This window comes from Neisseria sp. P0001.S005 (assembly GCF_051963715.1).
Map to the genome: position 1 here is coordinate 1 of NZ_JBQCTZ010000034.1, position 26,488 is coordinate 26,488.

Genomic DNA, 26,488 nt, shown 5'->3' on the forward strand with positions numbered 1-26,488 from the left:
GGAGGAGAAAACAGCTGAAAACCCTTGTTTGGATTTCGGCTGTTGGAAGGAAAGGAATTTTGCAAAGGTCTCGGCCTTTTCATATCTCTATTTATCTGAATATGATCCAAACAAAATTATGATAAAAACAGCTATTTATTAGATTATTTCAATAATGATAAGAATAATCAATTATTATATAAATATTAATAATATTTAAAAATTTTATATTTTTTATATAAAATAGTATTTTAACCTCTTATATTAAATTCTTAACAAAGAGAAACTATGTCTGCTTTTACTCCCAAACCCAAAATAATCATTCTCAGCCTTGCCAGCGCATTCAGTACATTAACCGTTGCTAATGTCATCGAAACCTCAGCTCAACCCGAACAATACCAAGAATTGGATACCGTTGTTGTCAGTGGCAAACGTACCAACGACCAAAAAGGCGCGGACGATGTGTATTACAAAAACGTCTCCAACGCCTATGTTGGCAAAGAATACCTCGAACGCTACCGCGTCCAATCCGCCGGCGACGTACTCAAAGGCCTAAACGGCGTATACAACATGAATACCCGCACCGCCGGCGGCGCGATTACGCCCAATATACGCGGCATCACCGGCAAGGGCCGCATCCCGGTTACCATTGACGGCACCGAGCAGACTATCGACGTATGGATGAACAACTACGGCGTGGGCGACCGCAACTACCTCGACCCCGCCCTGTTCCGCAGCATCGCGGTGGAAAAAAGCCCCGCCCTCACGCGCGGCTTGAAATCGGGTGTCGGCGGCGCGGTAACCATCCGCACCATCGAACCCGCCGACATCATCCCCGAAGGGAAAAAATTCGGCTTCCAACTGAAAACGGAGTTCTCCAACAACAGCAACAAACAGGCCAACAACCTCAACCAATGGCTGGGCTGGGAAGACTACCGAACCCTGCCCTTCGGCGCGACGGCCGACGGCGCGGGCGGCGGCGTCGACCCGCATACCGGCAAACAAAGCCCGCAGGCCTTGGTGGCCGACGGCCTGACCCCGCCCAAACATAAAAGCGGCCGCGACAATTGGCGTTTCGGCAATGACCGCAGCTATATGGCCGCCGCCGCCTTCAAAACCGAACTTTCAGACGGCCTGGCCGCCTACAGCTACCGCGACAAGGGCAACTACTTTGCCGGACGCAAGGGTGCGGAAGGCTACCTGCACAATCCGGTATACGACCTGCAAAAATGCGGCGATGAAGGCGGCAGCGAATTTGACTGCAAAAACTCCGCCACCTTCGTACCCAATATGGCCAAGGTCTACCATCCCGGCGTGGAAGTGTTCAACAGCAACATCAGGACTAAAACCCTGCTGCTGAAAAACAACTGGCATCTGCCTGGCAACCATAAACTCGGCTGGCAGTATATGCGCACCGATGTGCGCTTCGGCGAAATCAACCCCTTCCACGCCACCTATGTGATGAATATGGAAGAGCACAACCCCAGCAGCCGCCCCAGATCATTGTCGCCGCAGATGCAAAGTATCGATTCCAATATCCGCACCGACACCTACAAACTCGGCTGGGACTGGAAGCCCGAAAACAGCCGCTGGATAGACCTGCAGGCCAACTTGTGGCGCATCAAAACCAACTCCACCCGCCACCAGAGCGGCGGCATGGATTTGTCTGCCGCCCGCCCCGACCCCTATTACGATGCCTGGTACTGGTGTACCAAACGCGGACAACTTCCGCCAGATTATGCTAACAACTACAGCAGCTGCGGCAGCCTGCTGAACGATTACGGCATCAACGGTTTGAGCAAAAAAGAAGTGATGAAAATCCTGCCCAACGAAAACCGACAATACCGTGTGCTTTCCGGAGCAGAACAGAAAACCCGCGTCAGCCGTACGGGCTTCGACCTTAACAACCGCTTCCGCCTACACCCGCGCCTGAACATGACCCTGTCCGCCGACTATCAGAACGAGAAGCTTGAGGAAGAAGTGGATGTGGTTAACTCTCAGGATTTGTTCAATCTTGCCGGCATGGCCACCGGCATGACGAAAATCGCCGGCCCACGCGGTGGCAAACGGCGCGAATGGGGAACAAACTTGGTATTCGACTGGCAGGCCACCGACCGTTTGAAAATCTCCGCCGGCATCCGCTACCACAACTTCAGAGGCTTCGACTCCGCCTTGGCCGAAGGCCGCGCCCGCCGCGATCCGCGCTATCAGGCCGGTGGCGGCGACAGCAGCACTTATTCGGACGGCGTGTACATCCCATATTTCGAGCTGGTTGGCGATCGGGAGCGGCGCGATTGGGACGCGGTATCCGAACAGAGCCGACGTGCCCACCAGTCAGGCGATGATGCCGCCATCGCCGCCGCCAACCGGGCTATGCAGGCGCACGGCGCACGCTATAAACTGCCGAAAGAGTATAATAGTTCGGAATATAAGGTATACGACCAGTATCAATATATCGGCAGTGACGGGCTTGCTTATGGTGACGGTACAGGTTATTATGGTAATAATTCTCAAAATCATCCGTTGTACCGGGTGCGCCCCGTATATGTGCCGTTTGTGAACGGCAAGCTGGACAGCGGTTCGCTGCCCGAACATTTCCATGATTTTGTGAAAAATTATCAGGAAAAGGTTGCCAATCCACAGGGATTGAATCAGTCACATTACCGATATTGGGCAGGGTCGGGGAATCCTGAGAACTGTATAAGAAATAGCGTAATAACCTGTCTTGATCATTACAAAGCAGGAAAACTATCCAATATGGGTGTCGGTTATCCGGAAACCGGCGGTGATACCGGATCAGAACATAAGATTATCAATAAACACTACACTGAAGAGCAATACTGGGCGCAGCCCAAACCGATACGCGCCCATGCCTGGGCGCCGACCGTCGCCGTCAGCTACGACCTGACCGACAACAACCGCTTATTCGTGCGCTACGCGCAGATGACCCGCTTCCCCAGCGTGTACGAAGTCGGCAGCTTTTACAACGACCTGGACTATGTCGGATCGCCCAAAGCGCCGAATTTCCGCTTCAAGCCGGAACGCAGCCGCAGCCTGGAAATCGGCTACAACTTTAACTTCGCACCGCACTTTGCCCGGCTGCGCCAAGGCGATATGCGCCTGACCTACTACCGCAACCGCATCCGGAACGTAATCGAGACCACCGACCATTTCCGCACCGTGCAATACGACAGCAAGGATACCGCCGGGCTGGAATGGCAGGGCCGCATCGACAGCGGCCGCTTCTTCGCCGCGCTGGGCGCGACCTACCGCCTGAAACAGCAGATGTGCGACCGCGACACGGCCTTCGATTTCGACCCCTACGGCTACAAAGGCATACCGGTCTGCATCGAAGGGGGCTACGGCAGCACGCGCGGCTACCAGGCACTGCAGCCGAAGTATTCGGTCAACCTTGATGCGGGCATGCGCGCCTTGGGCGAGAAACTCGAATTCGGCCTGCGCGGCATCTACCACAGCCGCGTCAATACCAAGCAATACGACCAACTGTTGAAGCGGGGTTTGGGGCATATCTTCAACAGCACCGGCAAGCCCTACCATTGGAACCCCTCGCTGACATGGGACGTGTACGGCCGCTATCAGGTGCACAAAAACCTCAACGTCAACTTAGGCATTACCAATCTGACCAACCGCTACTACCTTGACCCGATGTCCAACGTGCCCGCCCCCGGGCCGGGCAGGACGGTTACCTTCGGGCTGACGGCGAAATTTTAGCCGGACGGATAACGACAGGTGCGGCAAACGCGCCGGACATAGGGATACACAAACCAAACCGCCCCGCAGGGGAAGGCTTTTTGCCGTTTTTTCCGCCAGCCGGCGGCAATAAAGCGGATGTTTGTTGTTATTCACTTAATGTTTAAAAGGAGACTTATCATGTCTATCTTCAAACAAACCCTGTTGGCCGCGACGCTGTGCGGTGTTTTTGGCGCAGCCGTCGCCGCTCCGGAAGGTGGTTCAAGTCAAAAAAGAAAGGATGGCTATTGGATAACGGTCAAACCAGGTACCTCCAGTTGGCAACCCTTCGGTGCTGGCAAGGCAGGCTTAGCATTCAGTACCGACAACGGCCATAGTTGGTCAAACTCCATCAATCTGGAAGACGGCCCGGTTAAACATATCGGTATCAAATATAAACAGGGCACACAGAAAGTTCCGATTAACGGCAACGACCCCTATGCCAATGTGGACGGCACGCGCAATCCGCATTATCTGACCTTAAAGGATGTGAAACCGGTAATCGGCTGGTTCTATAATCCGCCGTTGGGACAGGTGTGGTATGAAAACCGCCACAACAACACCGAAGTATACAGCGTGCGCCAGATGGCCAACCCGGCCATTCCCGCCGCACCCAAGTTCGGCGGCCTAGTCATCGCCAAGGTGCCGGGTATGAACGGCAACGACGGCAACGTGTTCTTCGGCGAATGGGCACCGCGCAAAGGCAATCCGCTACAAAACAGTACGGATTTGAATATGGCGGACGGCAAACGCACCGTTTGGTATGTAGGCGACAATCCGACCCGAAATATGCCGAAGCTCGTTAATGCTAAATACAATGTATTGGGCGTGAACAAACACACTCCCGGTCGCAACGATTTCTACACCGGTACACTTACCGCCAATTACGGGACAGGGTCAGGTTCACTGACAGGCAGTATCTCCCGTCCAGGTGACAGTGTAAACTTCGCCGGTACCAATATTCGGAGCAACGGCACATTTGACAACGGCAAGGTGAACGAACATATTACCGGCCGTTTCTACGGCAACAGTGCGGAAGCCTTGGCCGGTATCGTGGATCGCGCGGGAGCAGATAAAGATGTAGCCTTCGGCGGTCGCAAACAATAAGCCCAAATTGTCAAGAATACAACGGGATGCAGCTTGACCATAGTCTGCATCCCGCTTTGGTTTTATCGAATCTGACTTCTTTCAGACGGCCTCCCCGCCCAAAGGACCCTATCCCATGAAACACCACTTCTGCCTGCTTTTTCTACTGCTCTGCACGGTCTGCCTTGCCGCTCCGTCCAACGATGCCGCAGATGAACGCCGCCGCCTGCTGGATGAGAGCAGCCGCCAAACGCAGCAATATCGAGAAAGTGACTGGCTGGACACGGAACAGGCACGCGGGGAAGCGGAGGAAAACGACGGCTACATCATGATAGACGGTGCAGTCTACCAAGTCGGCGATACGGCGGAAGAGCTGGAAAGCGCGATTTACCACGCCCTCAATACGCGGCAGTGGCACAAAGTGCGGCAGTTCGCCGCCCGCTACGCAAAACTGCCGCAACACAAACCCGCGCTGATTCATTTGGCCGATGCGCTGCAAAAACGGGACAAAGGGAATTTCCGCGCGGCGGAGAACAGTTTTCAGACGGCCTTGGAAGCCGAACCTGACAACCCCCGCCTGCTGCTCGAAGCGGGGCGGTTTTATGCCGAAGACAACCAAAACAAAGAGTCCGCCGCCGCATTTGAAAAAGTTCTGAAAACAGATATTCCTGCTGAAACCCGCCCCATCGTGGAAAACTACCTGTCCGAACTGGGCAAACGCCGCCGCTGGCACGGCCAAATTGGCCTCGGCTACGGCTACAACAGCAATGTAAACCAAGGCAACGGCATCAACCAATGCGTGTGGGAAATCGCGGGCATGTGCCTGATGGAGCGCACCCTGCCTGCGCCAACGGATTCGACCTTCTTATCCTATAGCGCGACCGCCGAAAAAACCGTCCCGCTCAAAGGGCATCATGGTGTACAGGTGCGCGGTGTGCTGTACGGCAACCGCTACACGGAAAAAGACAAAAGTTCGGCGGCCATGCCGGATTACGGCTATCACAACGATTCGCTTTACGCGGGATACGCCTATGCCGACGCACGCTCCTCCTTTTCCCTGCTGCCCTATTTCGAATACGACTTCCGCAACCGCCACACCCACTACCGCGCATGGGGTGTGGATGCCGACTGGTCGCGCACACTCTCCCCACGCTGGCGCATTAACTCACATGCCGGAGCAAAAAAGACCGGATACAGCGGGCAAAACAAAGATTATTTTGCCGACTATAAGCAATATGAACTAGGCATAGGGGCAGAATTTTCTCTTACACCCAAAAGCGGACTGTTCGCCAACTTCGATGCCACACGCAAAGCCTATCCCGAAAAATCTTCTTCCAGCAAGGAATATACAACACGGCTGGGAGCGTATAGTTTTTTTTCAAGCGGTACTTACCTCAACGCTATCCTGCTTCACCGCCGCAGTCTTTATGACGCGGCAAGTTTTGTCAGCGACAACAGACGGCGGTGCGACAATCAATACATAATGATAGCCGCTGTGGGCTTTCCGCAGTGGAACGTTAAAGGTGTGTACCCTGAGTTTCGTTTCAGACGCTCAATCTCCCATAGCAATACATCACATTACCGCTACCGTCAGAATGAATGGCTACTAAATTTTAAATATCGATTTTAAATTGAGTCATTTAGAAATACGCTAAAGCAACAATATAACCATACTGTTTTACTCCTTTCTATTTCATGCCGTCTGAAAAAAAGCCGATACACCTTTCCGATGTATCGGCTTTCGTTATCTGCTTAACGCTTAATTTCTGCTGGGCAGTTCTTTTTCGCTCAATGGTTTGATGTACCAAATATCGCGGCAGTAGTCGGCGATAGAGCGGTCGGATGAGAAGAAGCCCATGTTGGCGATGTTGATCAAGGCTGATTTGCGCCATGCGGATACGTTGCGGTAGTGTTCGTCCGCTTTGTATTGCGTGTCGATGTAGCTGCGGAAATCGGCCATCAGCTGATAGAAGTCGCCGTATGGTTGCAACACGTCGTTGTAGCGGTTTGGCTCTTCCGGAGAGAAAGTGCCTTGGCTGATTTGGTTGACGACGCGGCGCAGGTCGCTGTCTCGCTCGATATAGCTTAACGGGTCGTAACCGTTGCGGCGGATTTCTTCGACTTGCTCAACGGTGTTACCGAAGATATAGCAGTTGTCCGCGCCGACTTTTTCCAAAATCTCAACGTTCGCTCCGTCCAGCGTACCCATGCAGATTGCGCCGTTGAGGGCAAATTTCATGTTGCTGGTACCGGATGCTTCTGTACCTGCCAATGAAATTTGTTCGTGCAAATCGGCGGCTGGAATAATGATTTGGGCAAGGCTGACGCTGTAGTTCGGGATGTAAACGACTTTAATCAGGTCGCGGATACGGGTGTCGTTGTTGATAACTTTGGCAACGTCGTTAATCAGTCGGATGATTTTCTTCGCCATGTAATAGGCGGAAGCGGCTTTACCGGCAAAGATGAACACGCGCGGCTGCCAATCGAAATCAGGGTTTTCCAGGATTTTGTTGTAACGGTCGACAATGTGCATCACGTTCAATGCTTGACGTTTGTACTCGTGGATACGTTTGATTTGGATGTCGAAAAGTGCATCGGTATTAACCTTGATGCCCAGCTCGGTTTCGATGTATTTGGCAAGACGCTCTTTGGCGGCTTTTTTCACTTCGCCGAATTCTGCCTGTACGGAGGCATCGTCCACTTTGTCGTTGAGCTTAGTCAGGTTATCCAAATGCAGACGCCAGTCTTCGTCGCCCAGATGTTTATCCAAGAATTTGGTCAGGCCCGGGTTGGCGATGTTGATCCAGCGGCGCGGGGTGACGCCGTTGGTTACGTTGGTAAAGCGTTCCGGGAATACTTTGGCAAAGTCGGCAAAGATGGATGTGGTCATCAAATCGGAGTGGATTTTAGCCACGCCGTTGACTTTGTGCGAACCGATCACGGCAAGCCATGCCATGCGGACGCGACGGCCGTGGGTTTCGTCAATGATGGATACGCGGCGGACAAAGTCATCGTCGAAGTTGCCGATGGCGCGTAAGGCATTGAGGAAGTAGGCGTTGATTTCAAAGATGATGTCCAAATGGCGCGGCAGCAGACGGCCCATCAGGTCAACCTGCCAGGTTTCCAAGGCTTCGCTCATCAATGTGTGGTTGGTGTAAGAGAAAATCTTACAGCACATATTCCATGCTTCAGTCCATTCGATGCCTTCTTCGTCAATCAGGATGCGCATCAATTCTGGAATGGCGAGCACCGGATGGGTATCGTTCAAGTGGATGGCGACTTCGTCCGCCAAGGTGCGGATGCTTGGGAAACGGCATTTGTGGCGTGCAACAATATCTTGAACGGAAGCGGAAACCAAGAAGTATTCTTGCTTCAGGCGCAATTCGCGGCCGGAATCGGTAGAGTCGTTAGGATAGAGGACGCGTGAGATGTTTTCGTCGCTGTTTTGTGCGCGAACGGCAGAGGCATAGTCGCCTCGGTTGAAGTCGGCAAGGTCAAACAGGTTGCCTGCGTGCGCAGTCCACAAGCGCAATGGGTTGGCACATTCGCCGCCATAGCCCGGAATGATTTCATCGTATGCCCAAGCGGAGATTTCTTCGCTCGGCTGCCATTCTTTTTTGTTGCCCAAGTTCAATACTTGGCCGCCGAAACGGACGGAATATTGTTTGTTCGGACGGGCAAACTGCCATGCCAAATCTTGGTCGAGCCACAAATCGGGTTTTTCAACTTGTTGGCCGTCCACGATTTCTTGTTTGAACATACCGTATTGGTAACGGATACCGTAGCCCATGGCCGGAATGCGCAGGGTTGCCAAAGAGTCGAGGAAGCAGGCAGCCAGACGGCCCAAACCGCCGTTACCCAAACCCGGATCTTCTTCTTGTTCGCAGACATCGGCAAATTCTTTGCCCAGTTGCTTAAAGGCTTCTTCGAATTCGGCATAAACGCCTTCGTTAATCAGCGCGTTGACAAACGAACGGCCGAGCAGAAATTCCATAGACAGGTAATAAACCATGCGTTTGCTGTTGTCAATGTGGGCGCGGCGTGTTTTGAGGAAATCTTCCGCAATCAGGTCACGCGCGGCAAGCATGGCGGCGTTGAGCCATTGGTGTGAAGTTGCCTCCTTCGGATCTACGCCCAAGATGAAAATCAGCTTGTAAACGATGGATTTACGGATGGTTTCGGCGTCCGGTTTAGGCATTACATAATCGTAACCGGAGATGGGGAGTTTTTTCTTAGCCATGGAAGCCTTTCTCTAGCGTGAGGCACTGGACAACGCGCCTGATGGTTTTATTAAAAACAACGAAACTCGGTTTTCAGACGGCCTGACAACGGCAACAGGCCGTCTGAAAGGAATGGTGCGTAGATTTGTTACAAACTAAGGAGATTATAGCGGAAAGATTTAAAAAAAGGATATATTTTTCTTTATAAAACATTCAATTAACAATTAAACCATTCATCATCTTATCGGCATTTTCAATTTATACCACTAAGCTGCAAATCATAAAATACTGACAAAATATCAAAGAATTAATCAACCAATAGTTTAATTCTCATTTAATTTGTTTTATGTAAAATCCAAATCCCCATATGCTTAACAACACATTTTCCTGATTCTTCGTAATTAAATTTCTCAGATGGTACGCAAGAAATTTCCCAATTGCCTTGAGGCAGGTTAAATAACTGACGACTACGTTTGGCATTGACCAACAGCAGCCACTCGTCGTCCAAAACAATCTGAATCGCCTTACTGCCCCTGTTGTGCCAACAATATTCGGTCATTGGGCTGCCGTCGGCATTGAGCCATTGCACACGCTCTTTTTCCCACCAACAATCATCTGTCAGCAGCTTGATTTGGCTGCGAACACGTATCAACTCTTGAGTGTAATTTTGCAATACATAGGACTCATTTTGCCAATCCAACCATGTAATCGGATTATCTTGGCAGTAGCTGTTGTTGTTGCCTTGCTGACTGTTGCCGAACTCATCGCCCGCCAAAAGCATGGGCGTACCGTTGGATAAAAATAAGGAGGCAAGCAACGCTTTGGAGGTGTATTCGCGGTTGAGCAAAACCTCTTCATCATCGGTTTCGCCTTCTACGCCGTGGTTGTAGCTGATGTTTTCATTATGCCCGTCGCGGTTGTTTTCGCCGTTGGCTTCGTTGTGTTTTTCGTTATAGCTGACCAAATCGCGCAGAGTGAAGCCGTCGTGTGCAGTGATGAAGTTGATACTGGCAGAAGGGTGGCGGCCGCTGTGGTTGAAAATATCGGACGACCCGGCCAAGCGTTCGGCAAATGCGCCCAAATTGCCGCTTTCCCATGACCAAAACGCGCGCATGTCATCGCGGAAACGGCCGTTCCATTCGGCAAAAGGTTGCGGGAAATTGCCCAAGTGATAACCGCCCTCGCCGATGTCCCATGCTTCAACAATCAGCTTCAAACCGGCCAAAACCGGGTCTTGATACAGGACTTGGAAAAAACGGCCGTACGATTGGAAATCAGGCTCGCGTCCCAATACGGTTCCCAAATCGAAACGGAAGCCGTCGATATGAAACTCTTCCGCCCAATAGCGCAGGCTGTCTGCCGCCCAACGGGTAACGTCGCGCCGGACAATATTGAGCGTATTGCCGCAACCCGACCAGTTTTCATAATTGCCGTAAGGGGTGTGCCAATACCATAAAGTGTTGTCGATACCGCGCTGACACAGCATCGGGCCTTTGTCGTCCTGCTCTGCCGTGTGGTTGTACACGACATCCAAAATCACTTCCAAACCTGCCTGATGCAGGGCTTTGACCGCTTGTTTAAACTCCGCCGCCGCACGCTCGGGATTATCGGCATAAGACGGCTCGACGGCAAAATGAGAATAAGTGTTGTAGCCCCAATAATTGCTCAAGCCCATCTGCTGAAGATGGTATTCGTCAAGATGATAATGAATCGGCAGCAGCTCAACCGTCGTCACCCCCAACTCTTGCAGATAGGCCAAAACCCGTTTATCACTCAAGGCTTTATAAGTGCCTGCATATTTCAAATCGGGGAACTGCTTGGTAAACCCTTTGACATGGGCTTCATAAATAACGGTTTTACCCCATGGTATTTCCGGACGGCAATCTTTGGCCCAATTGAATCGGCTGCGTCCGATCACGACGCTTTTCGGCGCAACGGCGGCATTGTCGCGTTCATCTTCCGGCCTGAACCATGCCATTTCTTCGGCGGTACGGTAACTTGGTTTGCCGTCAATTTTTTTGGAATACGGGTCAATCAGCAATTTGTTGGGATTAAAACATGAGCCGTATTCTGCGTTTTCACGTCCATACACGCGGAAACCGTATCGCTGCCCCGCCTTAACGTCCGGCACAAATCCGTAAAATACCGAACCGCGCCGCGAAGGCATCTCCAAACGGGTTTCTTTATCCTTATCAAACAGACACAATTCGACCTTTTCGGCATTGATGGAAAACAAAGTAAAATTTGCACCCTTACTTGTCAGGGTCGTGCCCATAGGATAAGGCTTGCCTTCCTCGATATGCCATGATTTGGCAGACATAGAATGATTCCTTGGTATGTATTTGGTTTCGTGTCCAATATAAGGCCGTCTGAAAATCTTTCAGACGGCCTTGAGTCATATTGATATCACTATCTTTTAATTTTCAGCTGATTGGGCAGGCATAATGCCCACCCTCAAAGTTGATTTACGCTTCTTCTTTGACTGCCGCCTGATACAGGTACACGGTTGCCAACGGCGGTACGGTAACAGACAAGGAATTTGGTTTGCCATGCGACCAAACTTCTTCTGTCTCCACCGTTGCGCCGGCAGAAACGCCGCTACCTTTGTAATGCAGGTCGTCTGAATTGAGGATTTCGCGGTATTCGCCGGCAGAGTTCACGCCGAAACGGTAGCCTTCGCGTACCACAGGCGTGAAGTTGCTGATCACGATAACGCGGTTGCCTTCGCGGTCGCGGCGCTCGAAAACGAATACGGAATTGTCGCCGTCATCTGCAACCAACCACTCAAAGCCTTCAGGCCATTGATCCAATTGGTAAAGCGGCGCGGTGTCTTTATAGACATGGTTCAATTCGCGCACGAAGTCTTGTACGCCTTTGTGCCAGCCGCCCTCTTGCTCCAGCAAGAACCAATCCAGTCCTTCGTTGTAGTTCCACTCGCGGCCTTGCGCAAACTCGCTGCCCATAAACAAAAGTTTTTTGCCGGGGAAGCCGTACATAAAGCCGTAGTAAGCGCGCAGGTTGGCAAATTGTTGCCAGCAGTCACCAGGCATCCGTCCGAGTAGCGAACGTTTGCCGTGCACGACTTCATCGTGTGAAAGCGGCAGGACAAAGTTTTCGCTGTACTGGTACATCATGCCGAAAGTCATTTTGTTGTGGTGATATTTGCGGTTGATGGGGTCTTCCATCATGTAACGCAAAGTATCGTTCATCCAGCCCATATTCCATTTGAAGCTGAAGTTCAAACCTTCTTGGCGGGTCACATTGGCGAACGAAGTAGATTCTTCGGCGATTTCAGTCGCAGCCGGAACTTCCTCTTTCAACATGGTGTTGGTATCACGCAGGAAAGCGATGGCTTCGAGGTTTTCATGGCCACCGTATTGGTTCGGAATCCACTCGCCGTCTTTGCGCGAATAGTTGCGGTAAATCATCGAAGCCACCGCGTCAACGCGGATACCGTCAAAGCCAAAACGTTCTATCCAATACAGGGCGTTGCCTTGCAGGAAGTTTTTCACTTCGTTTCTGCCGAAGTTGTAAATCAGGGTGTTCCAGTCTTGGTGGTAGCCTTCGCGCGGGTCGGCGTGTTCGTACAGCGCAGTGCCGTCGAATTTGGCCAGGCCGTGATCGTCGGTCGGGAAATGGCCGACCACCCAGTCAAGGATAACGCTGATACCCTCGTCGTGCGCGGCTTTAATCAGGGCGCGCAATTCTTCCGGCGAACCGAAACGGCTGGTCGGCGCATACAAACCGGTTGCCTGATAGCCCCATGAGCCGTCAAACGGATATTCGGAAACAGGCAGGAACTCGATATGGGTAAAGCACATGTCTTTGACGTATGCCACCAATTCTTTGGCGAGCTCTTCGTAAGTCAGCCAGAAATTGTTTTCCGGATTGCGCTTCCACGAACCCAAATGCACTTCATAAATGCTGATCGGCGCATCAATGGCGTTGGCACGGGCGCGGAAGGCCGGTTCTTCCACTTCGTCAGGTAAACCGCGCACGATAGATGCCGTGGTCGGGCGCAGTTCCGCACCGAAAGCATATGGGTCGGCTTTTTCGCGCACATCGCCGTTGGCATCGCGGATTTCAAATTTGTATAGGGCATTGAGTTTGACTGCCGGAATAAAGATGTCCCAAATGCCGTTGTCTCGGTGGAAACGCATCACATGGCGGCGGCCATCCCAGTTGTTGAACTCGCCGATAACGGAAACGCGTTGCGCATTGGGTGCCCAGACGGCAAAGCGTACGCCCTTCACGCCGTCCAACTCGGCAAAATGCGCGCCTAAAGTTTCATAAGGACGCAGGTGTTTGCCTTCGGCCAACAGCCAAGAATCCATGTCTTGCAACGCAGAGCTGAAATGATAAGGGTCTTCTTCAATCACTGGCTCGGAATCTTCGGTATAACGGATACTCAAAGCGTAATCGGGCGCCTCATCGGGCAAGACGGCCACAAAGAAACCGCGTTCATCAATTTTTTCAGACGGCACGATGAGTTCGCCGCTGCGGCGGTTCACAATATCCACACTTACTGCGCCGGGAACTAAAACGCGCACCACTTCATCGCCCTCTGCAAGGCGGTGTCGTCCCAAATAAGCGAACACATCGCTATGGGTGGCAAGAAACAGGCTTTCGACCGTATCGCGCTCAATTTGGTCAAGTTCATGATAAGTCTTGATTTGGCTGTTTGTTTTCATGCGTACCTCGTCAATAATGGCAAGTTGGCCGCCCATGAGGCGGTGTTGTAGGAAATCTTCCAAAGAAACCGGCATTTTTTGCGCCCAGTTCGGATAACCGTCCGGCACGCCGGGGACATTCAAATTGTCAATGACGCCCAGCAGGTTTTCCAGTTGTACGGCGTAAAGCTTGCTGCGGCTCAATGCGCCGTATTTGTGCAAAGCCGCCAGCAAGGTTTCATCGGCTTTTGCCGGCATTTGTACGTCTGCACCCAGACAGCCGGTTTCTTTCAATTTATCCAGTAAATCGGCTTTATCGTGTTCGCGCTCGTCCAAGGCCGTCTGAAAAGCGGCTGCATCTGGCAAAGTACCGAGTTTGAACATCGTATCCAAATCTTTGCCTATCCAATAACCTGCCAAGGGCGCGACATCGTGGGTACTGATGACCGTAATCGCCTGCTCGGGGTATTCTTCAGGTAATTGGAAACCGTTCCAGCCCTTGCTGAAATACATCACTTTGTAGGAGAACACTTGATAGCGGTTGAGCAGATAACGCGCTTGATCGGGTACCGTCCCCAAGTCCTCGCCGATGATGACGCAACGGTTGCGCCGGCTTTCCAATGCCAAAATAGCAAACATCACTTCGGCATCGTAATGCACATATGCGCCGAAATCTACTGTTTTACCGTTTAACACCCACCACAAACGACACAATGCCATTACATGGTCAATCCGCAATACGCCATACAGACGCATGTTTTCGCGCAACAGATGAGCAAATTTTTCATAGCCCGTATGCTTCAACATCAACGGATTAAGAGGCGGCAAATCCCAATTCTGCCCTGTCGGCCCTAAAGGATCGGGCGGCGCACCGACCGATACGTCCATACAATAATCTTGGCGGTTTAACCAAGTATCCGCGCTGCCTCGCGCCACGCCGACCGCCAAATCGCCGTAAATACCGAGTTTGACACCGTATTCGGCAGCGGCTTGGTTGACTTCTTGCAACTGCTCCGCGCAAAGCCATTGCAGCCACATATAAAAACGGATTTCACGCTCATGACTAAGCGCAAATTTTTCTACTGCTTCGCCATCAGGTTGATGAAATTCAGACGGCCATGACTGCCAACCCACTTGTCCGGGACGGCTGTAATACTGGTCCAAAGCCTCAAACAAACCGAAGCCCTGCAAAGCCTTGCCTTTTTCTAATACAAAAGCTTCAAATGCAGCGCGTTCATTTGCCGCAGCTTCGCAAGAATCTTGTTCAAACGCGTTAAACGCCATATGCAACGCATCACGCTTGCATGCCCAAACCGCCGTATAAGTTACCGTTTCCGTAACACGCAAAGCGGCAATGCGCTGACGGATTTTCGGTTGTGCCAGCCAGTTTTTCAGTTGCTCGTTATAAGTAAACGCGCCGACTTTCTCTATATCCAAATAAATCGGATTGAGCCATTCGCGCGAAGAAGGGCTATAAGGGCTGGCAAAGGCAGGCTTACTGGTAAACAAGGCGTGCAAAGGGTTGATACCAACAAAATCCAGCTTTTTCTCCGCCGCGTATTTCATCAGGTTCAGCAAATCGGTAAAGTCGCCTATGCCCCAGTTGTGCTCGGAACGCAGGCTATACAAATGCATGGTCAAACCATTCATCCGACCGCCGTTGGTAAGCAGTTTGGGTTGGTAAACCGATTCAGGCGCAACAATCAGGCGTACAAGGCGACATTTGCCACCGGTCTCGGCCGACAAAGTGTAATAACCGCAAGCCAGTTGGGGCAGCTTAATCCAAAGCGTATCGTTGTAGCCCAGATATAAAGTCAAGGTCTGGCACTCATCCGCCTCATCAATCAATACGACCGCTTCCGCACCATGAAATTCAGACGGCATCTGTAAAGATTCTTCACCGTTTTCATGCGCGACCATCGTATTCAGATAAAGGCCGTCTAAATCGGGTTTGCTTTTATCCAAAACAGCAACGATCGATTCCAAAACTTCAGGTTTGGTCGCATGATATGTACCGTTGATGTCGTGGTAGCCTAAATCAATACCGGCCTCTACAGCCTGCTGCTCCAATGTTTCACTCATTGCATTCTGCCTGTTTTACCAACATCTGAATCTTAATACAGATTTTGTCGCACTGTTACATGTAATTCATTGTAGTCTCTAACAAAATCCATATTTCCCTGTTTGATTTGACCTGCGCCAAAATTTCCTATTTATCTGTCTTGTAAAAACTTAAAGGCCGTCTGAAAAAGAAGGTTTCATTCCTTTTCAGACGGCCTTTATCATGTTTCAAGCCTGATTAGTGATGGTGATGACCGTGCGGGCCATGTACGTGACCGTGGGCAATTTCTTCCTCAGTCGCATCGCGTACACCTTCAACGGTCGCTTTGAACAATACTTTCATACCGGCCAAAGGATGGTTGCCGTCTACTACGGCTTTACCGTCGGCAACATCGGTTACACGATAAATCAATACATCGCCTGTTTCCGGATCATCGGCTTCAAACATCATGCCAACTTCAACTTCAACAGGGAACACACTTACATCTTCAATGCGCACCAACTCAGGATCTTGCTCGCCGAAAGCATCATCAGGCGACAAAGCCACTTCAACGGTATCGCCTACATTTTTGCCGTGCAACGCTTCTTCCACCAAAGGGAAAATACCGTCATAACCGCCATGCAGGTAAGCAATCGGCTCTTCGGTTTTGTCCAACAGTTGGTTGTTGGCATCGTACATTTCATAATGCAGGGAAACTACGGAATTTTTAACAATAGACATCATGTCGTCCTTAATCAATATTTATAAAGTCAAGCTCAGGCTATTCTATCACAGCTGTAACTAAACAATCGGTTTACCTTAAACAAATCCTTTTGGCGAATACAACAAAACCGAAAAAGTCCATACAAAAAACAAAATTGAATGATTCCAATCCACAAAAGTTGCTTTTTCACAACACAAAGTTGCTAAATTACAAAAATTTCCCTAAACGCAAAAACATTCCAAACCCTTAAAACCTATAACAAATAAAAATACACAACTCATTGAATACAATGTATTTTTAAAATCTTCATTAATAATGAATATTTTCAGATGATTTTTCGTGCGCCAATATGATTTACATTATTTTCACTATTTTCGTATTGATTTTAGCCAACAAACGGTTACGCAACGTTGCATTGACCTATCCCGTGGGGCATAATATTAAAAAATTCAGTAATGAATTTCTACTGTACAGGCCGTTTGACGGCTATTTTTAGTTTAAATCGATTTAAAAAAGGTTCTTAAAAATGAAAAAATCTCTGTTCGCTGCTGCTTTGTTGTCTTTAGCTTTGGCCGCTTGTGGCGGTGCTGATAAAGCTGCTGAATCTGCTGCTTCTGAAGCCGCTGCATCTGCTACTGAAGCTGCTGCATCTGCTACTGAAGCTGCTGCTTCTGCTGCTACCGAAGCTACTGAAGCTGCTGCTTCTGCTACTGAAGCTGCTGCTTCTGCTACTGAAGCTGCTGCTTCTGAAGCTGCTAAATAATATTCTTTTGAATATAAGAAAAGCAGGATACCATTGCGTATCCTGCTTTTTTACATTCCTCACACTCCCCTTCCCGATTTTTTCGCCTGACTGCCATGCACCTTCACGACCGTTTTACTGAGTTTCTTTCCGCCTCTGAAATCATCGAAGCCACTCCGGCCTTGTTAAACGACCAACGCCGCCGCTTTGTTTCTTCGCCGGATATTGTCTTACAGCCGAACTCTGTCGAGAGCGTGCAGAAAATCATGCGTTTCTGTTTTGAAAACTGCATATGTGTAACCCCGCAAGGCGGCAATACAGGATTATGCGGCGCAACGGTAACCACCGAAGGCGTACTGCTCAACCTCTCCAAGCTAAACCGCATCCGCGATATCAACCTTGCCGACAACAGCATGACGGTTGAAGCTGGCGTGATTTTGCAAAATGCTCAAAAGGCGGCAGCCGAAGCCGGACGACTGTTTCCGCTCAGCCTTGCCAGCGAGGGCTCTTGCCAAATCGGTGGCAATATCGCCTGCAATGCCGGCGGTTTGAATGTCTTGCGGTACGGCAGCATGCGTGATTTGGTATTGGGTTTGGAAGTCGTTTTACCCAACGGCGAACTGGTTTCCCATCTTCAGCCCCTACACAAAAACACGACCGGCTATGACTTACGCCATCTTTTTATCGGCAGCGAAGGAACATTAGGCATCATTACTGCCGCCACACTCAAACTCTTTGCCCGGCCCCAAACCAAAGCGACCGCATGGGTAGGCCTAGATGATATTGAATCCGCCGTCTCGCTTTTGACCGCTGTGCAAGGCCATTTTGCCGAACGCTTGACCAGTTTCGAGCTGATCAGCCGCTTTGCCCTCGATTTATCTTCGGAATTCAGCCAACTCAAAAAGCCTGCCGATGCGGAATGGCATATTTTGATTGAACTTGCCGACTCCGTTCCCGACGCAGGTTTGGATGAAAAGCTTGCCGAATTTCTCTATCAAAACGGATGGGAAAACAGCATCTTGGCGCAATCCGAGCAAGAACGCGCTGATTTGTGGACCCTGCGTGAAAATATTTCCGCTTCCCAACGCAAACTCGGCACCAGCATCAAACACGACATCGCCGTCCCTATCGCCCAAGTGGCCGCCTTTGTCCGCCAATGCGCCCCTGCCTTGGAAACCCGCTTTCCCGGCATACAAATTGTTTGCTTCGGACATTTAGGCGACGGCAGCCTGCATTACAATACATTCCTGCCCAATGTATTGAGCAATGAAGCCTACCAATACGAAGACGCCGTCAATACCATTGTTTATGAAAACATCCTTACCTGCCACGGTACGATTGCCGCAGAACACGGCGTAGGCATCATTAAAAAACATTGGCTGCCCCGCGTACGTACACAGGCCGAACTCGTTCTGATGCATACCATCAAAAATCAGCTTGACCCTTATGGCATAATGAATCCGGACAAACTCCTGCCTTCTTTGGATTAACCAATACAAAAGGCCGTCTGAAACATTTCAGACGGCCTTTTTATCTTATCCAAACTATTTCAATGCCGTTTTCCAATCCAATCCGCCCAACGACGGTACCTGTATCACTTCGTTGGTATCCAAATTGACCGCAGTCAGCTCTCCGCCCCACAACGCACCGGTATCCAAAGCGATAACCTGATCGGTATTAACGTAGCCCAATGACGACCAATGTCCGAACACGGTAATATAATCCAAATTCTGCCTATCGGGTGCTTTAAACCAAGGGCGTAGGTAAAGCGGCATTTTTTTCAGAGTGGATTTATATTCGTAATCCAATTCGCCTTTGTACGTCAGCGCACGCATACGGGTAAAGACGTTGATAATCATGCGTAGACGCTCATAGCCTGTCAAATCGTCCGTCCACTCGGTCGGCTTGTTGCCGTACATTTTGCCAAAAAATTTCCTGTACTTTTTACCTTGCAATTCATCCTCAGCTTCTCTGGCAAGGATTTCAGCTTTATCAACCGACCATTGCGGCAAAATACCGGCATGCACCATCACATGCCTGTCGCCGCGCACCAAAAGCGGTTGATGACGCAGCCAGTCAAGCATGGCATAACTATCGGGATGGGTCAAAATCGGCTCAACCGTATCACTGCGCTTGAGCGTTCCTTCTCCACAACCGACTGCCAAAAGATGTAAATCATGATTGCCCAAAACCATTTGCACGCTGCTGTCATGCTCTTTGGCAAATTTCAGGGTTTCCAAGGACTTCGGGCCGCGATTGACAATATCGCCGACCAGCCAAAGGGTATCCGTACCATGATTAAAGCCGATTTTGGCAAGCAACAAAATCAGCTCGTCAAAACAGCCTTGAATGTCTCCGATTGCGTAATGTGCCATTATTATTGTTTTCCGTTGTTATTCTTTTCAGACGGCCTCAAGCCCAGCCCAGGCCGTCTGAAAACATCAATTATGCATTTAAAACCAATACTGCCTCTGCTTCAACCTGAACGCCTTTAGGCAGGCTGGCCACGCCAACCGCAGCGCGCGCCGGGAAAGGTTGTTCGATAAATTCAGCCATCACTTCATTGAACACGGCAAAGTTGGCCAAATCAGTCAAATAAGCATTGAGTTTGACGATATCGTTTAAAGAACCGCCGGCCGCTTCGGCTACGGCTTGCAGGTTTTTAAATACTTGCACTGCTTCGGCGCGGAAGTCGCCATTGCCGACCACAGTCATCGTAGCCGGATCCAAAGGAATCTGACCGCTCATATAAACCGTATCGCCTGCGCGGACTGCTTGGCTGTATGCGCCAATCGCGGCAGGGGCTTTGTCGGTATGGATAATGGTTTTAGACATGATATTCTCCTCAAATAGAAATGTCAGAATCAGGTGGAAGCTTCGAATTTTACTTTCAACAGAAATACGTTTCAATAAAAGCATTCAATTAATGCGTTTAGTCCGTCTTGTTCTTCCTCGATTTTAAACCTACAATCCCACACATTATTCATTTCAAAGCCGAAATTATTATGTTTTTTGTCTTATCCCCAGCCAAAAACCTCAACGAAAAAGACCCCTCCCCCGTCAGCAGCTTTACCCTGCCCGACCTTCTGCCCGAAGCAGAAATCCTGATGCAGGAGTTGCGTCAGCTTGCCCCTCAACAAATCGCCGAGCTGATGCACGTTTCCGACAAAATCGCCCTGCTCAATGCCGAACGCAATACCGCATGGCACACGCCGTTTACGCCTGAAAACGCCAAACAGGCCGTATTTATGTTCAACGGCGACGTCTATGAAGGCATTGCCGCCGATACGCTCAAATCGGAACAAATCAACTACCTGCAACAACACGTCCGCCTGCTTTCCGGCCTATACGGCGTACTGCGCCCGCTCGACTTGATGCAACCCTACCGCTTGGAAATGGGCACAGCCTTTGCCAACACGCGTGGCAAAAACCTCTACGAATTTTGGGGCGATAAAATTACCGACCTGCTCAACCAAACACTGGAGCAGGCCGATAGCGACGTTTTAATCAACCTCGCCTCACAAGAATATTTCAAATCCGTCAACACCAAAAAACTCAACGCACGCCTGATTACGCCGATTTTTAAAGACGAGAAAAACGGCAAATACAAAATCATCAGCTTCTACGCCAAACGTGCGCGCGGTTTGATGGTGCGCTACGCGGCAGAACACAGCATTACCGAGCCTGAAATGCTCAAAAATTTCGACTACGAGGGCTATTCATTCAATGAGGCAGCTTCAAACGAAGCCGAATGGGTATTCATGCGTGAAGAACAATCCAAATAAAAACAAAATACTAGATATTTTCCTTAAAATACCTCTTGGCAAAGGCCGTAAGTTCCATTAATATTACGGCTTCAAGAATGGAAGCGTGGCAGAGCGGTTTAATGCAACGGTCTTGAAAACCGTCGAGGGTTGATAGCCCTCCGTGAGTTCGAATCTCACCGCTTCCGCCATTCTTGATATTTTTTTATCTAGTGAAAATGAAATGCGAGACTTGATGATTCAAGTCTTTTTTTATTTTCAAATCCAAAGAATCCCGTAAAGGCCGTCTGAAACTTTCTATAACTGAGTTTCAGACGGCCTAATACCTTTAAAATTCCCCCAAATACCTAAAGTCCCACCCAGACATTTTAGGGGTTGGGGGATTTTTGCAAAGGTATTCGCTTTTCTGATCTTTACCGTCAATGGTATCTTCCTACCCATCACCAATGCGGAATTTTTTCCCGACAATGCGGGGCGTTTTCTATGCCGACGCGATTGTACATTTTGTCTCAGAGTCATATGCTACCGTATCGTTTGCAGTAGGATTTGCTGCATATTCTGAGATGTTGCCACAGAGTGCCGCCATTACTTTTATCTTGGAGGAGATTGCAGTAAGCGGCATTGTGATGGAGTGTCATTCGATGATGGTGTGGTGGCAGGACAGGTTTTGAATGTGGTATCGTTCTTCTTGGGTCAGTTGCGTGTCGCTCATGGTAATCTTTCTTATTGGAAAGGCCGTATGTTGCTGCATCCGAACTTTTCCATTATGGAAAGTTTGCCCTTCAAATCCGAATCTACTGGCCTCTATTTGTCATTATTTCATCGCTACAAGGATATTTAAATGAAACGGGAAACCATTGCCCTGCATGCAGGCTATCAATCCGAACCGACTACCAAATCCGCTGCTGTCCCCATTTACCAAACCACTTCCTACACTTTCGACAATACGCAACACGGCGCAGACTTGTTCAACCTTGAGGTTGCAGGCAATATCTACACCCGTATGATGAATCCGACCACTGCCGTTTTAGAAGAACGCGTTGCCCGTTTGGAAGGAGGTATCGCCGCATTGGCTGTCGCCAGCGGTATGGCGGCAATTACCTATGCCGTTCAAACTTTGGTTGAAGCAGGCGACAACATCATTGCAACCAAAACCCTCTACGGCGGCACATACAATTTCTTTGCCCACAGCCTGCCGCGCCAAGGTATAGAAGTACGCTTTATCGATCCGGCCAAACCCGAAGAAATCGCCGCCAATACCGACAGCCGCACCAAACTGGTGTATTGCGAATCTATCGGCAATCCTGCCATCAATGTCGTCGATATTCCAGCATTCGCCCAAGCCGCGCACGCACAAGGGCTGCCACTGATGGTGGACAACACCGTTGCTACGCCTACATTGTTCCGCCCGATCGAGCACGGTGCCGACATCGTTATCCAATCCCTGACCAAATACATCGGCGGTCACGGTACAACGATTGGAGGTGCCATTATCGACGGCGGTAAATTCCAATGGGCAGGCAATCCGCGCTTTGAAAAAACTTTCAATCAGCCTGATCCGTCTTACCACGGCGTAAACTACTGCGAACATTTTGGTGCGGCCGCCTACATTGCCCGCGCTCGCGTCGTCCCATTGCGTAATACCGGTGCTGCCCTGTCTCCGCACAGCGCATTTTTACTGCTTCAAGGTTTGGAAACCCTCGCCCTGCGTATGGAACGTCATTGCGAAAACGCCTTGAAAGTAGCCGAATTCTTAAAGAAACATCCGCAGGTCGAATGGGTGAACTATCCTGCACTGCCTGATAGTCCGTATAAAGCTTTGATTGACCGCGACTACGGTGGAAAAGCCTCAGGTTTACTGAGTTTTGGTATTAAAGGCGGCCGTGAAGCCGGCGCGAAGTTCATTGACGCACTGCAACTCTTCCTGCGTTTGGTGAACATCGGCGATGCCAAATCGCTGGCTACCCATCCTGCCACAACGACCCACCGTCAGCTTGACGATGCAGAACTCGCCGCAGCAGGCGTCAGCCCCGACATGGTACGCCTGAGCGTGGGTATCGAGCATATCGACGATTTGCTTGCCGACTTGGTACAGGCATTGGATGCCGCACAGGCATAGGCAATAGCAGCGCTAATTAGATGAAAAAAGTCTCCACTTAAAAAGGCCGTCTGAAAATCTCTTTTCAGACGGCCTTTTCCTTTTCTACAAATCAAATGCGGCGTTAATCAAACGTTTGGTGTAGTCGTTTTGCGGATGGTGGAAAATCTGATCCGCGTTGCCGTACTCAACCATTTCCCCCTGCTTCATCACAATCACATTGTCGCTGACTGCGCGCACGACAGACAAATCATGACTGATGAACATATAAGTCAGGCCGTATTTCTTCTGCAAATCGCGCAAAAGTTCGACCACTTTGGATTGTACGGAGCGGTCAAGTGCAGAGGTTGGCTCGTCCAAAAGGATAAATTTCGGGCGCAGGATAACGGCGCGTGCAATAGCGATACGCTGACGCTGGCCGCCGGAGAATTCATGCGGATAACGGTTGAGCGCGTCAAGCGGCAGGGACACTTCCTTCATGACTTCCAAAACGCGTTGGATACGTTCTTTTTTGGTCATTTCAGGATGATGAACCGTCAAACCTTCGCCAATAATTTCGCCAACGGTCAGGCGCGGTGAAAGCGAACCGAACGGATCTTGGAACACAATTTGCCGTTGCGATTTCAGACGGCGTGCTTCTTCGGCGGTATAGTTTTTCAGGTCTTTGCCTTCAAAGGAAATATGGCCGGTATAAGGCAGCATCTGCATGACGGCTTTGCCCAGCGTGGATTTGCCGGAACCGGACTCGCCGACGATGCCCAATGTTTCGCCTTCTTTAATTTTGAGGCTGATGCCTTTGACGGCGTCAAAAGTTTTGAGCGGCTTGCCGAAAAAGTTTTGCTTCAATACGAAAGAAACATTGACATTATCGGCATCGATTAACACACCGGCGTTGTTTTCTTCCGGCTCTTTCATGCCTTTTGGAATGGCATTGATGAGTTCGGCGGTATATTCGTGTTTCGGATGGGCAAATACTTCTTTGATTTTGCCGCGCTCGACAATTTCGCCGTTACGCATGACGCAGACGGTTTTGGAATAGTGTTCCGCCAAACCCAAATCGTGGGTAATGAAGATAATCGCCATGCCCATTTGCTGTTGCAAATCATGGAGCAAATCGAGAATCTCGGCTTGAATGGTCACATCCAAAGCCGTGGTCGGTTCGTCGGCAATCAGTAGGTCAGGTTCATTAATGAGCGCCATGGCAATCATAATGCGTTGCAGCTGACCGCCGGAAAACTCGTGCGGATATTGTTTCATGCGGCGCTCGGCTTCTTTGATGCCCACACGTTCCAGCAATGCCAATGCCTTCTGCCCTGCTTCTTTTTTGCCGAGCTTTTTATTGTGCACACGCGCCGCTTCAATCAGCTGCGCACCGATACGCATAAACGGATTGAGCGAAGTCATCGGCTCTTGGAAAATCACGCTGATGCGGTTGCCGCGCAAATCGCGCAGGGTTTTCTCATCGGCATCCAAAATGGAAATGCCGTCAAAAGTAATGCGCGAATCTTTGCCATAACGGGCAAATTTCTCAGGTAACAGGCGCATAACGGACATGGAGGTTACAGATTTGCCCGAGCCGGATTCGCCGACCAAAGCCAATGTTTCGCCCTCTGCCACTTTAAAGCTGACATTACGCACGGCATGAACGGTTTTCTCATGCAGTTCGAAATCGATGTCCAGATTTTCTACAACCAGTAACTGTTTTGTCATTTTAATTATCCTTTTGGTTGTGGTTTAGCGGTCTTTCGGGTCGAGCGCATCGCGCAGGCCGTCGCCGATAAAGTTGAAACAGAACAAAGTGGTTACCAAGAAGAAACTTGGCACGAGCAGCTGCCAAGGTGCGGCTTCCATCGAAATTGCGCCTTCTTGCAGCATCGAACCCCAACTGGTCATCGGCTCTTGCACACCCAAGCCCAAGAAGCTCAAAAAGGATTCAAACATAATCATGCCTGGCACCAGCAAAGAGGCATACACCATCACCACGCCCAAAACATTCGGAATAATGTGGCGCGTTACGATTTTACGTTTTGCCACGCCACTTACACGCGCCGCTTCGACAAACTCTTTATGCTTCAAGCTCAAGGTTTGACCGCGCACGATACGCGCCACGTCCAGCCAAGACACCAAACCCACGGCGGCAAAAATCAAAAGCAGGTTGCGGCCGAAGAACGTAGTCAGCAGAATCACGAAAAACATAAATGGAAACGCGTTCAAAATTTCCAAAAAGCGCATCATCAGCGAATCGAGCTTACCACCGATAAAACCGGCAATCGCGCCATAAAGCGTACCGATGACAACGGCCACCAATGCGCCGGCCACACCGACCAGCAAGGAAATACGTCCGCCGGTTGCTGCACGCGACAGCAAATCGCGGCCGAGCAAATCCGTACCCAAATAGTGATGAGTAGAAAAGGATGGTGGAATCTGCATATTGTCCCAGTCGGTAAAGTCGTAGGTGTAGCGGACAATCCATGGTGCCACAATCACAAAAATGCTGATCAGCAACAGGATAATAATGCTGTACACCGCCGCTTTGTTCTGTTTAAAACGCCGCCATGCGTCGCTCCACAGGCTTTTGCCGTGCACTTGGGCGTATTCTGCTGCCTCTGCGAGGGCCTGAGTCTGCTTCTTTTTAAATAACATAATGTTCTCTCTCGCTTTTTATTCTTTCTTCAGGCCGTCTGAACGTTTCAGACGGCCTTTGCGCAAATGGGATTAATAACGGATTTTCGGGTCAATAATGGCATACAGAATATCGAGGATGGCGTTGAACAAAATGGTCATAATGCCGACCAAAATCGTCAAACCCAAAATCATGCCGTAGTCGCGGTTGAGCGCGCCGTTGACAAACAATTGTCCGACGCCGGGAATACCGAACACGTTTTCAATCACAATGGAGCCGGTGATGATGCCGACGAATGCCGGGCCTAAGAAAGAAACAATCGGCAACATGGCGGGACGCAGCGCATGGCGCAGGATGATGCGGCTCATGGGCAGGCCTTTGGCGCGTGCCGTGCGGATAAAGGGGCTGTTCAATACTTCGATCATCGCGCCGCGCGTAATCCGCGCAATACTGGACACATAACCGATGGACAAGGTAACGACGGGTAAAATTAAGTTCATCAGTGCGCCATCGTTCCAGCCGCCTGCAGGCAGCCATTGCAGTCTGACGGCAAACACCAACACCAATACTGGCGCCATCACAAAACTGGGAACGACGATACCGGTCATTGCACCACTCATCAGCGAATAATCCAGCCAGCTGTTTTGTTTTAAAGCGGCAATGATGCCGATAAACATGCCGAAGATGGCGGCAATTAAAAAGGCGTAGAAGCCGAGTTCTGCCGATACCGGCAGGGATTGGGCAAGCAACTCATTAACGCTGAAATCTTTATATTTGAACGACGGCCCCAA

The 26,488-nt window shown here is 50.2% G+C and carries 16 protein-coding genes, 1 tRNA gene and 1 pseudogene; 8 read left to right on the forward strand and 10 right to left on the reverse strand.

Annotated elements, in window-relative coordinates; translation table 11 throughout:
* Positions 1-267 precede the first annotated feature (267 nt).
* The 3 genes from ACTHSP_RS06670 (at position 268) to ACTHSP_RS06680 (ending at position 6,445) form a co-directional block, all read left to right on the forward strand.
* Positions 268-3,711 carry a TonB-dependent receptor domain-containing protein gene (locus ACTHSP_RS06670; protein WP_440345851.1) on the forward strand — a complete coding sequence of 1,148 codons (3,444 nt, stop codon included), beginning with the start codon at positions 268-270 and terminating at the stop codon, positions 3,709-3,711.
* Between the two features lie 159 nt (positions 3,712-3,870).
* A complete protein-coding gene (locus ACTHSP_RS06675; protein WP_314511689.1) occupies positions 3,871-4,836 on the forward strand; it encodes a Slam-dependent surface lipoprotein in 966 nt (321 codons plus the stop codon).
* Between the two features lie 115 nt (positions 4,837-4,951).
* Positions 4,952-6,445, forward strand: coding sequence for a surface lipoprotein assembly modifier (locus ACTHSP_RS06680; protein WP_314511688.1), 1,494 nt, complete (start codon positions 4,952-4,954; stop codon positions 6,443-6,445).
* A 129-nt stretch (positions 6,446-6,574) separates the two neighbouring features.
* Here the strand turns inward: ACTHSP_RS06680 and ACTHSP_RS06685 are convergent, their stop codons facing one another.
* The 4 genes from ACTHSP_RS06685 to ACTHSP_RS06700 form a co-directional block, all read right to left on the reverse strand.
* Positions 6,575-9,055 (reverse strand): glycogen/starch/alpha-glucan phosphorylase, encoded by a 2,481-nt coding sequence (locus tag ACTHSP_RS06685; protein WP_440345852.1) that lies wholly within the window; start codon positions 9,053-9,055, stop codon positions 6,575-6,577.
* 314 nt (positions 9,056-9,369) lie between these two features.
* Positions 9,370-11,355, reverse strand: a complete 1,986-nt coding sequence (glgX, locus tag ACTHSP_RS06690) for a glycogen debranching protein GlgX (protein ID WP_440345853.1) — start codon at positions 11,353-11,355, stop codon at positions 9,370-9,372.
* Positions 11,356-11,500: 145 nt separating this feature from the next.
* Complete coding sequence (glgB, locus tag ACTHSP_RS06695) at positions 11,501-15,787, reverse strand: 1,4-alpha-glucan branching protein GlgB (RefSeq protein WP_440345854.1); 4,287 nt, start codon at positions 15,785-15,787, stop codon at positions 11,501-11,503.
* Positions 15,788-16,004: 217 nt separating this feature from the next.
* Positions 16,005-16,487, reverse strand: a complete 483-nt coding sequence (locus ACTHSP_RS06700; protein WP_003683125.1) for an FKBP-type peptidyl-prolyl cis-trans isomerase — start codon at positions 16,485-16,487, stop codon at positions 16,005-16,007.
* Positions 16,488-16,996: 509 nt separating this feature from the next.
* Here ACTHSP_RS06700 and ACTHSP_RS06705 point away from each other — a divergent pair.
* Both ACTHSP_RS06705 and ACTHSP_RS06710 read left to right on the forward strand, forming a co-directional pair.
* Positions 16,997-17,233, forward strand: a complete 237-nt coding sequence (locus ACTHSP_RS06705; RefSeq protein WP_440345855.1) for a hypothetical protein — start codon at positions 16,997-16,999, stop codon at positions 17,231-17,233.
* 95 nt (positions 17,234-17,328) lie between these two features.
* On the forward strand, positions 17,329-18,702 hold the full coding sequence (locus ACTHSP_RS06710) for an FAD-binding oxidoreductase (protein WP_440345856.1): 1,374 nt from the start codon (positions 17,329-17,331) through the stop codon (positions 18,700-18,702).
* 54 nt (positions 18,703-18,756) lie between these two features.
* On the opposite strand, the gene ACTHSP_RS06715 is transcribed toward ACTHSP_RS06710, so the two are convergent.
* Both ACTHSP_RS06715 and ACTHSP_RS06720 read right to left on the reverse strand, forming a co-directional pair.
* Entirely contained in the window at positions 18,757-19,587 is an 831-nt protein-coding gene (locus ACTHSP_RS06715; RefSeq protein ID WP_440345857.1) for a symmetrical bis(5'-nucleosyl)-tetraphosphatase, read from the reverse strand.
* 70 nt (positions 19,588-19,657) lie between these two features.
* Complete coding sequence (locus tag ACTHSP_RS06720) at positions 19,658-20,047, reverse strand: RidA family protein (protein ID WP_003746001.1); 390 nt, start codon at positions 20,045-20,047, stop codon at positions 19,658-19,660.
* A 170-nt stretch (positions 20,048-20,217) separates the two neighbouring features.
* On the opposite strand from ACTHSP_RS06720, the gene yaaA reads away from it, so the two are divergent.
* Both yaaA and ACTHSP_RS06730 read left to right on the forward strand, forming a co-directional pair.
* The gene (gene yaaA, locus ACTHSP_RS06725; RefSeq protein WP_314511675.1) at positions 20,218-20,997 is read left to right on the forward strand and encodes a peroxide stress protein YaaA; all 780 of its coding nucleotides are present in this window, start codon (positions 20,218-20,220) and stop codon (positions 20,995-20,997) included.
* A 79-nt stretch (positions 20,998-21,076) separates the two neighbouring features.
* A tRNA-Ser gene (locus ACTHSP_RS06730) sits at positions 21,077-21,167 on the forward strand.
* Positions 21,168-21,412: 245 nt separating this feature from the next.
* Here the strand turns inward: ACTHSP_RS06730 and ACTHSP_RS06735 are convergent.
* Positions 21,413-21,623: pseudogene (locus ACTHSP_RS06735) on the reverse strand (IS30 family transposase); the annotation flags it as partial.
* Positions 21,624-21,817: 194 nt separating this feature from the next.
* Here ACTHSP_RS06735 and ACTHSP_RS06740 point away from each other — a divergent pair.
* Positions 21,818-23,095 carry an O-acetylhomoserine aminocarboxypropyltransferase/cysteine synthase family protein gene (locus ACTHSP_RS06740; protein ID WP_314511672.1) on the forward strand — a complete coding sequence of 426 codons (1,278 nt, stop codon included), beginning with the start codon at positions 21,818-21,820 and terminating at the stop codon, positions 23,093-23,095.
* Between the two features lie 84 nt (positions 23,096-23,179).
* Here the strand turns inward: ACTHSP_RS06740 and ACTHSP_RS06745 are convergent, their stop codons facing one another.
* The 3 genes from ACTHSP_RS06745 to oppB all read right to left on the reverse strand — a co-directional run.
* A complete protein-coding gene (locus ACTHSP_RS06745; protein ID WP_314511669.1) occupies positions 23,180-24,784 on the reverse strand; it encodes an ABC transporter ATP-binding protein in 1,605 nt (534 codons plus the stop codon).
* 24 nt (positions 24,785-24,808) lie between these two features.
* A complete protein-coding gene (gene oppC, locus ACTHSP_RS06750; protein ID WP_003683112.1) occupies positions 24,809-25,717 on the reverse strand; it encodes an oligopeptide ABC transporter permease OppC in 909 nt (302 codons plus the stop codon).
* Positions 25,718-25,789: 72 nt separating this feature from the next.
* The coding region (oppB, locus tag ACTHSP_RS06755; RefSeq protein ID WP_440345858.1) for an oligopeptide ABC transporter permease OppB at positions 25,790-26,488 on the reverse strand (699 nt) is incomplete at its 5' end.